The sequence below is a fragment of the Devosia sp. FKR38 genome, from assembly GCF_005222805.1.
Lineage (GTDB): Bacteria > Pseudomonadota > Alphaproteobacteria > Rhizobiales > Devosiaceae > Devosia.
The window spans coordinates 123,262-137,825 of the sequence record NZ_STGC01000002.1; the positions used below are offsets into that span (position 1 = coordinate 123,262).

Genomic DNA, 14,564 nt, shown 5'->3' on the forward strand with positions numbered 1-14,564 from the left:
GACTTCGCGATGGCCCGTGTCCAGAGCCCAGCACGCTCCCGCCCTTCGACCTATCCCGGCTGGTTCTTCCTGCCGGCGGCCATCATCTATGGCGTGCTCTTCCTGCTGCCGACCTTTGCGTCGCTCTATTTCAGCCTGACGCGCTGGACGCTGTTCAACTCCACCTTCATTGGCCTGGACAATTTCGCGCAGTTCTTCCGCGAGCCCTTTCTGATCAAGGGCCTGATCAACACGGTGATCTATGCGGTGGTCAGCTCGGGGCTCAAGGTGGTGCTGGGGCTGCTGCTGGCAGTGCTGCTGACCAGCCAGATCGCGGCGCGCGGCTATCTGCGCTCGGTGGTGTTCTTTCCGGTGCTGGTGTCGACCGTGGGCGTGGGCATCACCTTTACCGTGCTGATGCATCCCACCCAGGGCATGATCAACGAAGGCCTGGCAATGCTGGGCATCAAGGGGCCCGGTTGGCTGGTTGACCCCAATCTGGCGCTGATCTCGGTGGCGCTGGTCGACGTCTGGAAGGGCGTGGGCCTGGCGACGGTGATCTATATCGCGGGCATCGTGGCGATCCCGCAGGACTATTACGAGGCCGCGCGCATCGACGGCTCAACGCCCTGGCAGAGCTTTATCTATGTGACGCTGCCGCTGTGCCGCCCGGCGACGGTGACGGTGATCACGCTGAGCTTTATCGGCGGGCTGCGCACCTTCGATCTGATCTGGGCCATGACCCGAGGCGGGCCGGGCTTTGCCTCCGATACGATCGCCTCGGTGATCTACAAACAATATCAAGCGGGCTTTTACGGCCTGTCGACAGCGGGCAATGTGGTGCTGTTCGTGCTGATCGGCGTGCTGGTGGTGCCGCTGACCATGCTGCTCAATCGCAAGGAGGGGCACGAATGAAACTGCTGCGTCGCTATTGGCTGACGGCCCTGGCCATTCTGGTGTCGGGCGTGGTGTTCCTGATCCCCTTTGCCTTCATCATCATGATGGCGTTCAAGGATCGCAAGCAGGCTGCGCTGCTCGACTTCTCCTGGCCGCAGGGCCTGCATCTGTGGGACAATGTCGTCGAGGTGGTGACGACCCGCAACTGGATGCTGCTGACGGCCTTTATCAATTCGAGCATCCTGACCGTGGCCAGCGTGACCTTGCTGGTGGTGTTTGCGGCCATGGTGGGCTTCGTGCTGCAGCGCCGCAAGGCGAAGTGGAACGGGCTGGTCGAGTTCCTGATCCTGGCCGGCCTGATGATCCCGCCGGCCATTGTGCCCACCATCTGGCTGCTGCAAGGCCTGGGCCTGTTCGGCAAGCTGCATGGGCTGGTGCTGGTGGAAATTGCCTATGGGCTGCCGTTTTCCATCCTGCTCTACCGCGCGTTCATTGCCACAATTCCGCGCGACCTGGATGAAGCGGCCATCATCGACGGCGCGCGGCCGTTCGATGTGTTCTTCCGCGTGATCCTGCCGCTGCTCTGGCCAGTGACCGTGACCAATATCGTGGTGCAGTCGGTGGCGGTGTTCAATGATTTCACCAATCCGCTCTACTACCTGCCCGGCAACCAGAACGCGACCGTGCAACTGACGCTCTATAATTTCCAGAGCCAGTTCAACTCGTCCTACAATCTGCTGTTCACCAATATCGCGCTGATCACCATTCCGCCGCTGATCGTGTTCCTGTTCTTCAACCGGCAGATCGTGGCCGGCATGACGGCAGGCGCCGTCAAGGGCTGAACGGACCGCAAAGACAACCAAAGGGAGGGCGGACCAGATGGCCGGACTCGAACTCAAAGCACTGCACAAGACCTATGGCCAAGTTCCCGTGATCAAGGGCGTGGACCTCAGCGTCAGCCATGGCGAATTCGTGGTGTTCGTAGGCCCCTCGGGCTGCGGAAAATCGACCCTGCTGCGCATGATCGCCGGGTTGGAAGACATCACGTCGGGCGAGCTGTGGATCGGCGACAGGCTGTGCAACGCGGTGGAGCCGCGCGACCGCGGCATCGCCATGGTGTTCCAGAGCTACGCGCTCTACCCGCATATGACGGTCTATGACAATGTCGGCTTCGGGCTCAAGCTCGCGCGCACCGACAAGGCCGAGCGCGACCGCAAGATCCGCGATGCCGCCCGCATTCTGCAGATGGAGCATCTGCTCGACCGCAAGCCCAGCCAGCTCTCGGGCGGCCAGCGTCAGCGCGTCGCCATTGGCCGCGCCATCGTGCGCCAGCCCGAAGTGTTCCTGTTCGACGAACCGCTGAGCAATCTGGACGCGGCGCTGCGCGTCGACATGCGCATGGAACTGGCCAAGCTGCACCAGGATCTGGGCTCAACCATGATCTATGTGACGCATGACCAGGTTGAGGCCATGACGCTGGCCGACAAGATCGTGGTGCTCAATGGCGGCGTGGTGCAGCAGGTCGGTGCGCCCATCGACCTCTACCAGCGGCCGGCCAATCTGTTCGTGGCCGGCTTCATCGGTTCGCCCAAGATGAACTTCGCCGAGGTTTCCGTGCAATCGATCAATGGCGGCATGGTGACGGTGGCCAGCAAGGACATCAGCGCGGTGACCGTTGCTGCCGACACGAAATCGCTCAAGGTCGGCGATAGGCTGACCCTGGGCGTGCGGCCGCATCACCTGAGCATGGATGCCAGCGGCACGCTGGTGGGCGGGGTGAGCCTGGTGGAACGGCTGGGCAATGAGACCAATGTCAGCCTGCGCCTGCCCTCGGGCGCGACCTGGCTGGTGGTGCTGGATGGCGACCACAATCTGCGGCCGGCCCAGGCGCTGCAGTTGGCGATCGACGCGGAGAAGGTCGTGCTGTTCGACGCTGCGGGGCAATCGCTCTTGGCAGCGATGTAGGGGCGTCGGGGCCTAGGCGGCGGCGCTGTCGCTGAACCGCATGGCCGAGGCCGGGCCGGGGCGTCCAAAGAGATAGCCCTGGCCGACATCGCAGCCGATGCGGGCGAGATAGGCCCGCTGATCCTCGGTCTCGATGCCTTCGGCGACCACCAGCTTGCCGAGGCGGCGCCCCAGGCTGACCGTGGTCTCGAGCAGGATCTGGCTGTCCATGGACGGCAGGCCGCGCACAAAGCTCTGGTCGATCTTGATCTTGTCGACCGGAAGCTTGGCCAGATAGCTCAGCGACGAGTAGCCGGTGCCAAAATCATCGAGCGCAATGGAGCAGCCAAGGTCCCGCAGGGCCTCCAGCGTGGCCATGGTCTTGGGGTCGTTGTGGGCGCACAGGCTCTCGGTGATCTCGATGTCGAGGCGACTGGCAGGGAAGCCGGAGGTGGCCAGGGCCTGCTTGACGGTGGCCAGCAGATCGCCATGGCGGAACTGCATGGCCGAGACATTGACCGAGAGCCGCCCATCCCAGGGCCAGCTGGCGGCCTGCTGACAGGCGTCATTCATCACCCAGCTGCCAATCTGGGCAATGAGGCTCGATTCCTCGGCCAGCGGGATGAACTGGGCCGGGGAGACATCGCCCAGCTCGGTATTGTGCCAGCGCACCAGCGCCTCGGTGCCCACCAGCAGCCCAGTCCTGAGGCAGACCTGGGGCTGGAACACCAGTTGCAGCTCATTGCGATCCAGCGCGCTGCGCAGGGAGAGATCGAGCAGGCGCGTGGATTCAATCTGCGCGCTCATGGCCGGCTCATAGCGTGCCACCGTGTTGCGCCGCTTGTGCGCGACGCGCAGCGCGACCTCGGCCTGGCGCATCAGTTCGGCACTGTCGCAATTGCAGGCCGCCGATGAGGTGACGCCAAAGGCGGGATCGGCAACGATGGTGTGGCCATCGACCAGATAGGGCTCCTGCAGGGCCCGGGTGGCCTGTTCGAGCAGCGCCGTCTCCTTGCCAGCCAGCAGGACAAAGGCAAACACATCGGTACCCAGGCGACTGGGCAGCACCGGGCCCAGCGCATGCAGGCGACGGGTCGCTTCGCGCGCCACCAGTTCGGCGATGTCATTGCCCAGCGTTGCCGACACCTGGCTCAGGCGCGGCAATTGCACGGCGACCAGGCCAACGGGCTTTGCGGGCGCAGCATCATCGGCCAGGGCGTCGATCAGCCCCTGCCGCGACAGGGCGCCGCTCGAGGCATCGTGGCGGGCCAGATAGGCCAGACGGATTTGTTGCTGCCGGCTCTGGCGGCGGCGCATGGTCCGCTCGTCGAGCATGATGACCGACAGGCCGGCAAAGGTCAGGACATGGGCGACCACTGTGTCGAACACCATGGCATCGAGCTGCAGCGCCAATAGCGCGGCCAACTCCAGGCTCAGGCTAATGCCGAGGCCCAGGGCGGCCAGGCGTCCCAGCGACAGGCGGCGGCCGACCAGCAGCAGGCCTGCCAGAACCAGCGCGCCGACCACGCTCGCCGGCGCGATGGACAGGTCGATGATCTGGCGATTGGCCTTGAGCGTCTCGGCGGCGGCAATCTGGATCATGGCGCCGGGCAAGGTGCCAAAGCGCGGCACGCGGAAGGTGTCCCGCAGCTCCACCGCGCTGGCGCCCACCACCACCTGGCGATCACGCAGCAGGTTGGGATCGATGGCGCCGGACAGCACTGCATAGGCCGAGACACGCTTGATCCCCGTCACGTCCACACCATAGTCGATACCAATGGAGCGGGCGCGCGGGGCAACGCCGGGCGCAAGCGCCATGGCGATCGGGGAAATGGCCACGCCGTCGATGCCCGCCGGGAAGCTCTCCACCAGGTCCGTGCCATCGCCATCGACATTGACCAGCACCGGATCGGCCAGCCTGGCAAAGGCCGGCAGCGGAGTGCTCAGGACCATGCGTCCATCGGCGGTGGTTTGCGCGAAGGCCGCCAAGCGCGCATAGCCGCCGGCGCGATCCAGCGCTGCGGCAAAGCTGGCGTCTTCGGCAGGGGTCGAGGCTGTGCTGAAGTCGATATCGAAGGCGACATCGCTGGCGCCCATGTCCATCAGCCTGTCGAGTAGATTGGCATAGACACTGCGCGGCCAGGGCCAGACACCGACCTGGGCCAGACTGGGCGCATCGATTTCGACAAAGACCACGTCGCCGCTGGCGGGGCGGCTTGTCGCCTCATAGCGCAGGCTTTGCAGCGCCTGGTCGCCGGGGCGAAACCAGCCAAGTGCGCTGCCGCCCAGCCCGAGCAGCAGCAGACACAGAAAGACGATGGTGCGTTGCGTGAGGCTCATGGTGCTGCGCGCTGGCGGTCGCGGGAACCGCTCAGTCGTTCTCGTTCCTTTTCAACAGTCCGTTGCCATTGCCGTTGCCATTGCCGCCAACCGTGACGGCAATGCCGCCGACATCGACCTCAACGACGTGGTTTCCGCCGGCATGGCTGGATTCGCTGTTGCCCGCGCCATTGCTGTTGCCACCGGCATTGTTGCCGTTTGAATTGCCATTGCCACCGACCGATACCGAGACGCTGTCGCTGACATCGACGCGGACATTGCCATTGCCATTGCCGCCGGCATTGCTGGCCTCGCTGTTGCCCGCGCCATTGCTGTTGCCACCGGCGTTGTTGCCGTTCGAATTGCCGTTGCCACCGACCGACACCGAAACGCTGTCGCTGCCGACATCAGCACGAACATTGCCATTGCCATTGCCATTGCCGCCGGCGTTGCTGAATTCGCTGCGGCCCGCACCATTGCTGTTGCCAGCCACAGTGTCGCCGACAGAAGTTTCGGCGCTGCGGGCCGACGGCGTTGCACTGGCGGGTTCGGCGACAGTGACGAGGTCCTCGGTCGTGCCGGGCACGACAGGCTGACCATCAAAGCGGAAGACGGCAACATCGCCAGAGCCGGTGACCGTCAACGGCACGTCGCTGCCCACCGTGGCCTCCTGGCCGGGGCGAATATCGGTCACCAGGCTGTTTTCCTTGTCCTGCACCTGAACGACACCGCGCTGGACATCCACGCTGGCGCCATTGGCGTCGGCGCGCACGACAAAGCGCGTGCCCTTGACGACTGCGGCCAGATAAGGCGTCTGCACCGAGAAATGTTGCACATTGCGCCGCTCGGCCTCGATGGCGACGACACCATAGTCCTGATAGACCGTGGTCATCAACGCATCGCCGGCGTCGCCCAGGCGGATCTGGGTATCAGCGGACAATTCAATAGTCTCGGCGTTGCGCCGCAGTGCCGCGCGGCCATCGCCGCCGGTGCGGAGCACGCGGTTGCTGGGCACCACATCGCCGCGCGATACGGCGCGCCAGGTGCCATCGATCTGCTGGGTGACACTGCCCCGGATGCGCTCAACCGTCCAGTCCGCTGCCGCGGCCGGCAGCGCGCAGGCCAAAAGGGTCAGTAGGGCGAGCCAGAGCTTCATTTTCATCACCGCGATGCCATGTTTCAAGCTGCGACCGTGCTCCAGCCTGGTTTCCAAGGCGTTACGGTCCGCGCCTGAATTCACGCTGCGGCGGAGCGAAATGCCTCTAGGGTGAAGCAAAGATGAAGATCGGGGCTGTGCAGCAATGCAGCAGAATGCCCAGAATTTGCACATCGCCATCACTTCAGAGCGCCCGAAACCGGCCAAAGAGCGCGATTTTCGGTTGGCATGGGCCTTGCATTGGAGTGAAGCGAGTAGGGTGCTAGGGTTCCGGTATCGCAAGATATGTCTGGTCCGAGAGCACCCGGCCTCCGGGTGAGCCGGACGGATGCACGGCGGGACAAAAGCCCGGGAGACCTCGATAGCCAAGGGATTGGCGCGACGGTTTCTGCTGATCCCTTTTTGTGAACGCGCAAAAGGGACTAGAGATGAAGCAGCTTACCAAACTCCTCGCCACCACCGCATTGATGAGCCTTGTGGGCCTGGCTGTTGCGCCCGTGGCCTTTGCCGAAGCCAAGACCGACTTCAAGGTCGCCTGGTCGATCTATGTCGGCTGGATGCCCTGGGGCTATGCCGCCGACACCGGCATCGTCCAGAAATGGGCCGACAAATACGGCATCACCATCGAGGTGACCCAGTTCAACGACTATGTGGAGTCGATGAACCAATATACCGCCGGCGCCTATGATGCGGTGAGCCTGACCAATATGGATGCGCTGTCGATCCCCTCGGCCGGTGGCGTCGATACCACCGCCGTGATCATCGGCGACTATTCCAATGGCAATGACGCGGTGATCCTGAAAGACCGGACCGAGCTGGCCGCCATCAAGGGACAGCCGGTCAATCTGGTGGAATTCTCGGTGAGCCATTACCTCCTGGCGCGGGCGCTCGACAGCGTGGGAATGACCGAGCGCGACGTCAATGTGGTCAATACCTCGGACCCCGACATGGTGGGCGCCTTCCAGACGCCCGAGGTGACGGCCATGGTCACCTGGAACCCGATGGTCTCGGAAATCCTGACCCTGCCGGGCGCCACAAGCGTCTTCGACAGCAGCATGATCCCGGGCGAAATCATCGACATGATGGCCGCCAATACCGAGGTGCTCGCCGACAATCCGGACTTCGGCAAGGCGCTGGTGGGCATCTGGTATGACACCATGGCGGTGATGACCGCCGATACGCCCGAGGGCGCTGCGGCCCGTGCGGCCATGGGCGCGGCATCGGGCACCGACCAGGCGGGCTTTGAAGCCCAACTGGCGGCAACCAAGCTGTTCGCCACCCCGGCAGACGCCGTGGCCTTCACTGCTGCGCCCGAACTGGGCGCCACGATGGACAAGGTGCGCACCTTCCTGTTCGACAAGGGCCTATTGGGCAGCGGCGCGCCTTCGGCTGATGTCATCGGCATCGAACTGCCCGACGGCAGCATTCTGGGCGACGCCAACAATGTGAAGCTGCGCTTTACCGCCAGCTACATGCAGATGGCGGCAGACGGCGCGCTCTAGTCGCAAGCGAGCTCCGGCGCGTCCGCCCCATGGGCGACGCACCGGAGTGTGTGCCCCGGAGGGGAACCCTGATGCGTTGGATCAATCGAAAGCCCGGGCCGGGCGTGCGGACCATGCTGATGCTGGCGCCGTTCGTGCTGCTGGTGCTGGCCTATGGGCTGGGATCGATGGCGAGGCTGTCCGACAACCCCAGCGACAAGCTGCTGCCGGCGCTTGGGACCATGGTCGATGCGATCAACCGCATGGCCTTTGTCCCTGATGTGCGCACGGGAGAGTATGTGCTGTGGAGCGACACCGGCGCGAGCCTGGGGCGCTTGTCCATAGCGCTGGGCCTGTCGACGCTGATCGCGCTGGTGACCGGCATGCTGGTGGGCATGCTGCCCTATGTGCGGGCGCTGCTGGCGCCCTTTATCGCCACCATATCCATGGTGCCGCCATTGGCGCTCTTGCCGATCCTCTTCATCGTGCTTGGCCTGGGCGAGACGGCCAAGATTGCGCTGATCGTGATCGGCGTCGCCCCGGCGATGATCCGCGACCTGGCGCTACGGGTGCAGGAACTGCCGCGTGAGCAGATCACCAAGGCCGAGACGCTGGGCGCCTCGTCCTGGCAGATTGCGTTACGCGTGGTGCTGCCGCAGATCCTGCCGCGGCTGATCACGAGCCTGCGGCTGCAACTGGGGCCGGCCTGGCTGTTCCTGATCGCAGCAGAAGCGATCTCCGCCGATTCCGGGCTGGGCTATCGCATCTTCCTCGTCCGTCGCTACCTGTCGATGGATGTGATCTTTCCCTATGTCGCCTGGATCACGCTGTTGGCGGTGATCACCAACTTCGCGCTCGACCGCCTGCGCATCGCCGTCTTCCCCTGGTCCAACCTGGAGGCGCGCTGATGAGCGAAATCGTCTTCGACAATGTCTGGAAGGAATATGGCGACCAGATCGTCTTGGAAAAAATCAGCCTGACCATCGCCCCGCGCGCCTTCGTCGCGCTGGTGGGGCCATCGGGCTGTGGCAAGACCACCTTCCTCAAGATGCTGCTGGGCGAAGAGGCGCCGACGCAGGGCCAGATCACCATCGACGGCGTGCCGCTGGTGGCCGAGCCGGGGCCGGACCGCGGCGTGGTGTTCCAGCGCTATTCGGTGTTTCCGCATCTGACGGTGCTGGGCAATGTGCTGCTGGGCAAGGAACTCAGGGCCGCGCCGGTGACGGCTCGCCTGTTCGGCGCCGCCCGGCGGGCGGCGCGGGACGAGGCCATGGCGCTGATCGCCGAAGTGGGCCTGGCCGGATCGGAAGACAAATATCCCGCGCAGCTGTCGGGCGGCATGCAGCAGCGGCTGGCGCTGGCGCAGGCGCTGATCATGCGGCCCAAGGTGCTGCTGCTCGACGAGCCATTCGGCGCGCTCGACCCCGGCATTCGCGCCGATATCCATGTGCTGATGAAGCGGCTGTGGCACGAGACCGAGCTGACCGTGGTGATGGTGACCCATGACATGCGCGAGGCCTTTACGCTGGGCACGCGGGTGATCGCCTTCGAGCGGCCACGCGACCGGCCGGAGGAGCGCGAGCGCTATGGGGCGTTGCTGAGCCGCGACATCGACATCTGGCCGCCGCGCATTGCCGGCGCGCCCCTTTCCAATACCCCGGACCAGGACGACCTGGTCACACCCTTGGATCATGGCCAGGACGACCTGGCGCCTACGCAAGGAGTTTAGGCCATGAGCCGGACTGAACAACAGATTGCCGCCGACCGCGCCCGCTATGAAGAGCATCAGCGCAAGGGGCTCGAGAATGCGCCGCGCGCCCTGCCCGGCCCCAGCGCCATCCCGCCGGCGCCGATTGCCGAGAATGCCGTGATCCATCGCGAGACGGTGCCGGGCGGCTGGTATTGGTGGAGCCGGTTGCGGGCGGGCGAAAGCCTGCGCATTGCGCAGGACGCGGGCGCGTCTGCCGTGGCCCTGACGGCCTGGAGCCTGGCCGATGCCAGCGAGCGGCTCAACCTGCCCGACACCATCAAGGTGCAGTGGACCACCGCCATCGAGCGCGGCCGGGTGCTGTTCAGTGACATGGGGCGGGTGATGTTCTCGATCACCGAGGCAGGGTCGAGCGGGCATGATGGCTTGATGGGCGGATCGACGGCGGCGAGCAATGCGCGCTACCCCGGCGAGACGCGCAACACGCGGGACAATCTGGTGCTGGTGGCGGGCAAGCTGGGGCTGGATCGGCGTGATATTGGCTCGGTGCTGACGCTGTTTGCACCCGTCAGAGTGTCGGAATCGGGCGATTTTGGCTGGCAGGGCGATCTGCAAAGGCCCGGCGACTTCATCGATCTGCGCGCCGAGATGGACCTGACCATCGCGCTGTCGAACTGTCCGCATCCGCTCGACCCCAATCCGGAGTATGCGCCCCAGCCAGTGAGCGTGACGCGGTTCCGCCTGCCGGTGGCGGCTGACGACCTCTGCCGCACAGCCACCGCCGAAGCCGTGCGCGGCTTTGCCAACAACGCCCTGCAGATCGCGTGAGGGGGGAGAGCGCCATGACGACGACAGAACACTTCATCCCCGCCGAAAAGCCCTGGTCCGGGCTGGTCCGCAAGGGGCAGACGATCACCATCATCGATGTCGAGGGCCAGCAGGCGGTCGACACGCTGTTTTACCGCGCCGATGATTTTTCCGAGCGCTACAGTTCGCAGGACACGCTGCGCACGCAGGGCAGCGCCTATGTCGGGATCGGCACCAGGCTGGTCTCCAACGAGGGGCGGGTGATGCTGACCGTGACCGCCGACAGCTGTGGGCGGCACGACACCTCCGCCGGGGCCTGTTCGTGCGAAAGCAATACGGTGCGCTTTGGCCCTGAGACGCGCTATCTGCACGCCTGCCGCGACAATTTCCTGCTCGAGGTCAGCAAGCACGGCATGGGCAAGCGCGATATCGTGCCCAATATCAACTTCTTCATGAATGTGCCGATCGCCCCCTCCGGGCAGATGACCATTGTCGATGGCCTGTCGGCGCCGGGCGACCATGTGAGCATGGTGGCGGAGATGGACGTGCTCTGCGTGATCTCGAACTGCCCGCAGATCAACAACCCCTGCAATGGCTTCAACCCCACGCCGATCAAGGTGGTGATTTCGGGGGATGCCGCATGAGCACGAAGTCGCACGACCGTGCCTGCGGGGAGATCTAGACCATGTTCAGCAAGATCCTGATTGCCAACCGCGGCGAGATCGCGGTGCGGGTCATCACGACCCTGCGTCGGATGGGCATTGCCTCGGTGGCGGTCTATTCCGACGCCGACCGGTTCAGCCCCGCCGTGTCGCTGGCCGACGAGGCGGTGCGGCTGGGGCCAGCGCCAGCCAGCCAGAGCTATCTCGATGTCGAGGCGGTGATTGCCGCCTGCAAGGCCACCGGCGCCGAGGCGGTGCATCCCGGCTATGGCTTTTTGAGCGAGAACATCGGCTTTGCCGAGCGGCTGGCGGCCGAGGGCATTGTGTTCATCGGGCCGACGGCGGCCAATATCGCGGCCTTCGGCCTCAAGCATACGGCGCGCGAACTGGCGCAGAGCAGCGGCGTGCCGCTGCTGCCCGGCAGTGGGCTCTTGGGTGACAGCGCCGCGGCATTGGCGGCGGCCGAGGCAATTGGCTATCCGGTGATGCTCAAGAGCACGGCGGGCGGCGGCGGCATCGGCATGTCGCTGTGTGCCGATGCCCAGGCGCTGGAGGCGGCCTTTGCCAGCGTGCAGCGCACGGCCACCGCCAGCTTTGGCGATGCGCGCGTCTATGTCGAACGCTTCGTCAGCGACGCGCGGCATGTGGAAGTGCAGATCTTTGGCGATGGCCAAGGCCAGGTGATTGCGCTGGGCGAACGCGACTGCTCGCTGCAGCGGCGCAACCAGAAAGTGGTGGAAGAGACCCCTGCCCCGGGCTTGAGTGACGAGACCAGGGCAAGGCTGCACAAGGCGGCGACCGATCTGGGCAAGGCGGTCAATTATGCCTCGGCCGGCACGGTGGAGTTCATCTATGATCCGGTGCGGGCGGACTTCTATTTCCTCGAGGTGAATACGCGGCTGCAGGTCGAACATCCGGTGACCGAGGCGGTGTTCGGCATCGATCTCGTCGAATGGATGATCCGCCAGGCGGCGGGCGAGGATGTGATCGGCACGGCCGGGGTGCTGTCGCCCAAGGGCGCGGCCATCGAAGTGAGGCTTTATGCCGAAATCCCGCATGCCAATTTCCAGCCCAGCGCCGGCCGGCTGACCGAGGTGCATTTCCCCGAGACGGCGCGCATCGATGGCTGGATCGCTACGGGGACGGAGGTCACCAGTTTTTATGACCCGATGCTGGCCAAGATCATCGTCTCGGGCTCCGACCGGCCGGCGGCGATTGCGGCGTTGCGCAAGGCGCTGGCCGAGACGCGGGTGGCGGGGATCGAGACCAATCTCAGCTATCTGCGCGCCATTGCCGCATCGGAGCTGTTTGCCAGCGGCAGAGTGGCAACGACGGCGCTGCGCGATTTTGCCTTTGTGCCCGATGTGGTGGAGGTGCTGACCCCAGGGGCGCAATCGAGCCTGCAGGAGCTGCCGGGACGGCTGGGTCTGTGGCATGTCGGCGTGCCGCCGAGCGGGCCGATGGATGCGCGCAGCTTTGCCCATGCCAATCGGCTGGTGGGCAATGGTGACACCACCGCTGCGCTGGAACTGACCGTGGCCGGGCCGAGCCTGCGCTTCCATGCGGCAGCGACGGTGGCGCTGGCTGGCGCTAGCATGCCGATGACGCTGGATGGTGCTGCGGTGGCGCATGGCGCGGCGGTTGATATTGCCGCTGGACAGGTGTTGCGCATCGGGGCTGTGGATGGTGCCGGGCAGCGGGCCTATCTGGCGGTGGCTGGCGGATTTGACGCGCCGGTGACGCTGGGCTCGCGGGCCAGTTTTGGGCTGGGGCAATTTGGCGGCCATGCCACCGGGGCGCTCAAGGCGGGGGAAGTGCTGCATCTGGCCCGGGCAGCACAGAGCGATGTGCAGGCGGCCGAAGCGCCGGCGCCGCTGAGCCGGCACTGGAATGTCGGCGTAGTCTATGGGCCGCATGGCGCGCCGGATTTCTTTCTCGACGAGGATATCGAGACGCTGTTCTCCACGGACTATGAGGTGCATTTCAACAGTGCGCGCACTGGCGTGCGGCTGATCGGCCCGGCGCCGAAATGGGCGCGGCGCGATGGTGGCGAGGCGGGGCTGCATCCCTCCAATCTGCATGACAATGCCTATGCCATCGGCGCCATCGACTTCACCGGCGACATGCCGATTATCCTGGGGCCGGATGGGCCGAGCCTGGGCGGCTTTGTCTGCCCGGCGGTGATCGCGGCGGACGAGCAGTGGAAGATGGGGCAGTTCAAGCCCGGCGATACCATTGCCTTCCACCCGGTGGCGCGGCCGGACGACCCCATCGCCGGCCCGGCGCTGGCGAGCGGCGGCGCGGCGATTGTGGGCCAACGCAGCGATGGGCCGGTGGAGGTGGTTTATCGCCGCCAGGGCGACGACAATCTGCTGGTCGAATATGGCCCGATGGCGCTCGATATTGCGCTGCGGCTGCGCGTGCATCTGCTGATGCAGGCGCTGGAGGCGGCGCCGATTGAGGGCATCATCGACCTCACCCCCGGCATCCGCTCGCTACAGGTGCATTATGACAGCGCCAGGCTGAGCCGACGCCGGCTGCTGGCGGTGCTGGAAGAGCTTGAGGCCGGTCTGCCGGCGGCCGAGGATGTGGTGGTGCCCAGCCGCATCGTGCATCTGCCGCTGTCGTGGAACGACCCCGAAATCCAGCTGGCGATGCGCAAATATCAGGAGCTGGTGCGCCCCAATGCGCCGTGGTGCCCGGACAATATCGAGTTCATCCGCCGTATCAATGGGCTGGAGAGCATCGAGGCGGTGCGGCAGACCATCTTTGATGCCAGCTATCTGGTGCTGGGGCTGGGCGATGTCTATCTCGGCGCGCCGGTGGCGACGCCCATCGATCCGCGCCACCGGCTGGTGACCACCAAGTATAATCCGGCGCGGACCTGGACGCCGGAGAATGCCGTGGGCATCGGCGGCGCCTATATGTGCATCTATGGCATGGAGGGACCGGGCGGCTATCAGCTGTTCGGGCGCACCATCCAGGTGTGGAACACCTGGCGGAGCACGCCGGCCTTTGCGCCGGGCAAGCCCTGGCTGCTCAACTATTTCGACCAGATCCGCTTCTTTCCGGTGAGCCCGGAGGAACTGGCCGAGGCGCGGGCGGCGTTTCCGCATGGCGCGTATCCGATCCGCATCGAGGAGACCGAGTTCTCCTATGCCGACTATGCCGCGACGCTGAAGCGCGATACCGAGAGCATTGCGGCGTTCAAGGCCGGGCAGCAGGCGGCATTCGAGGCCGAGCGCAGTCGCTGGGCGGCCGAGGGGCTGGATAGCTTCATCGCAGATGATGCTGGCAACCAGGCGGTGGAGGGCGATATGCCGCCCGGCTGCTTCGGTGCGGCCAGCAGCGTGCCGGGCAATATCTGGAAGATCCTGGTGGCGCCGGGCGACAGCGTGGCCGAGGGCGATGCGGTGGCCATCATTGAATCGATGAAGATGGAGATCACGGTGGTGGCGAAGGCGGCCGGCGTGGTGCGCGAGGTGCGGGCCGGACCGGGCCGCAATGTGCGGACCGGCGATGTGATCCTGGTGCTGGAAGCGGGCTGACCGCAGGGTTCCGGGGGGCATCGGCGTGGCCACTGAAAGACCCCCTCCCCGGCCCCCCCCCCC

General features: G+C 65.3%; 11 protein-coding genes and 1 riboswitch. Of the genes, 9 read left to right on the top strand and 2 right to left on the bottom strand.

All coding sequences use genetic code 11. From position 1 onward, the window contains the following. Positions 1–9 precede the first annotated feature (9 nt). Genes E8M79_RS00565 through ugpC form a run of 3 tightly spaced genes read left to right on the top strand, consistent with a single transcriptional unit; the run spans position 10 to position 2,841 of the window. Positions 10–894 (top strand): sugar ABC transporter permease, encoded by an 885-nt coding sequence (locus E8M79_RS00565; RefSeq protein WP_137149984.1) that lies wholly within the window; start codon positions 10–12, stop codon positions 892–894. Next, positions 891–1,718, top strand: a complete 828-nt coding sequence (locus tag E8M79_RS00570; RefSeq protein ID WP_137149985.1) for a carbohydrate ABC transporter permease — start codon at positions 891–893, stop codon at positions 1,716–1,718. Before E8M79_RS00565 ends, E8M79_RS00570 begins: the two co-directional genes overlap by 4 nt. Before the next feature lie 37 nt (positions 1,719–1,755). Further along, complete coding sequence (gene ugpC / locus E8M79_RS00575; RefSeq protein ID WP_137149986.1) at positions 1,756–2,841, top strand: sn-glycerol-3-phosphate ABC transporter ATP-binding protein UgpC; 1,086 nt, start codon at positions 1,756–1,758, stop codon at positions 2,839–2,841. Between the two features lie 12 nt (positions 2,842–2,853). On the opposite strand, the gene E8M79_RS00580 is transcribed toward ugpC, so the two are convergent. Then, entirely contained in the window at positions 2,854–5,160 is a 2,307-nt protein-coding gene (locus E8M79_RS00580) for an EAL domain-containing protein (protein ID WP_137149987.1), read from the bottom strand. Positions 5,161–5,191: 31 nt separating this feature from the next. Next, complete coding sequence (locus tag E8M79_RS00585; protein WP_171015648.1) at positions 5,192–6,295, bottom strand: FecR family protein; 1,104 nt, start codon at positions 6,293–6,295, stop codon at positions 5,192–5,194. A 251-nt stretch (positions 6,296–6,546) separates the two neighbouring features. Then, positions 6,547–6,652: riboswitch (guanidine-I (ykkC/yxkD leader) on the top strand. Positions 6,653–6,723: 71 nt separating this feature from the next. Between E8M79_RS00585 and E8M79_RS00590 the strand changes: the two genes are divergently transcribed. The 6 genes from E8M79_RS00590 (at position 6,724) to E8M79_RS00615 (ending at position 14,501) form a co-directional block, all read left to right on the top strand. Beyond that, entirely contained in the window at positions 6,724–7,797 is a 1,074-nt protein-coding gene (locus E8M79_RS00590) for a putative urea ABC transporter substrate-binding protein (protein WP_137149989.1), read from the top strand. 71 nt (positions 7,798–7,868) lie between these two features. Then, on the top strand, positions 7,869–8,684 hold the full coding sequence (locus tag E8M79_RS00595; RefSeq protein WP_137149990.1) for an ABC transporter permease: 816 nt from the start codon (positions 7,869–7,871) through the stop codon (positions 8,682–8,684). Then, positions 8,684–9,505, top strand: coding sequence for an ABC transporter ATP-binding protein (locus tag E8M79_RS00600; RefSeq protein WP_137149991.1), 822 nt, complete (start codon positions 8,684–8,686; stop codon positions 9,503–9,505). Before E8M79_RS00595 ends, E8M79_RS00600 begins: the two co-directional genes overlap by 1 nt. Before the next feature lie 3 nt (positions 9,506–9,508). Then, a complete protein-coding gene (locus E8M79_RS00605) occupies positions 9,509–10,312 on the top strand; it encodes an urea amidolyase associated protein UAAP1 (protein WP_137149992.1) in 804 nt (267 codons plus the stop codon). A gap of 14 nt (positions 10,313–10,326) precedes the next feature. Further along, a complete protein-coding gene (locus E8M79_RS00610) occupies positions 10,327–10,935 on the top strand; it encodes an urea amidolyase associated protein UAAP2 (RefSeq protein WP_137149993.1) in 609 nt (202 codons plus the stop codon). Between the two features lie 41 nt (positions 10,936–10,976). Next, positions 10,977–14,501: a 5-oxoprolinase/urea amidolyase family protein gene (locus E8M79_RS00615; protein WP_137149994.1), complete on the top strand. Its 3,525-nt coding sequence runs from the start codon at positions 10,977–10,979 to the stop codon at positions 14,499–14,501. The last annotated feature ends 63 nt before the right edge of the window (positions 14,502–14,564 follow it).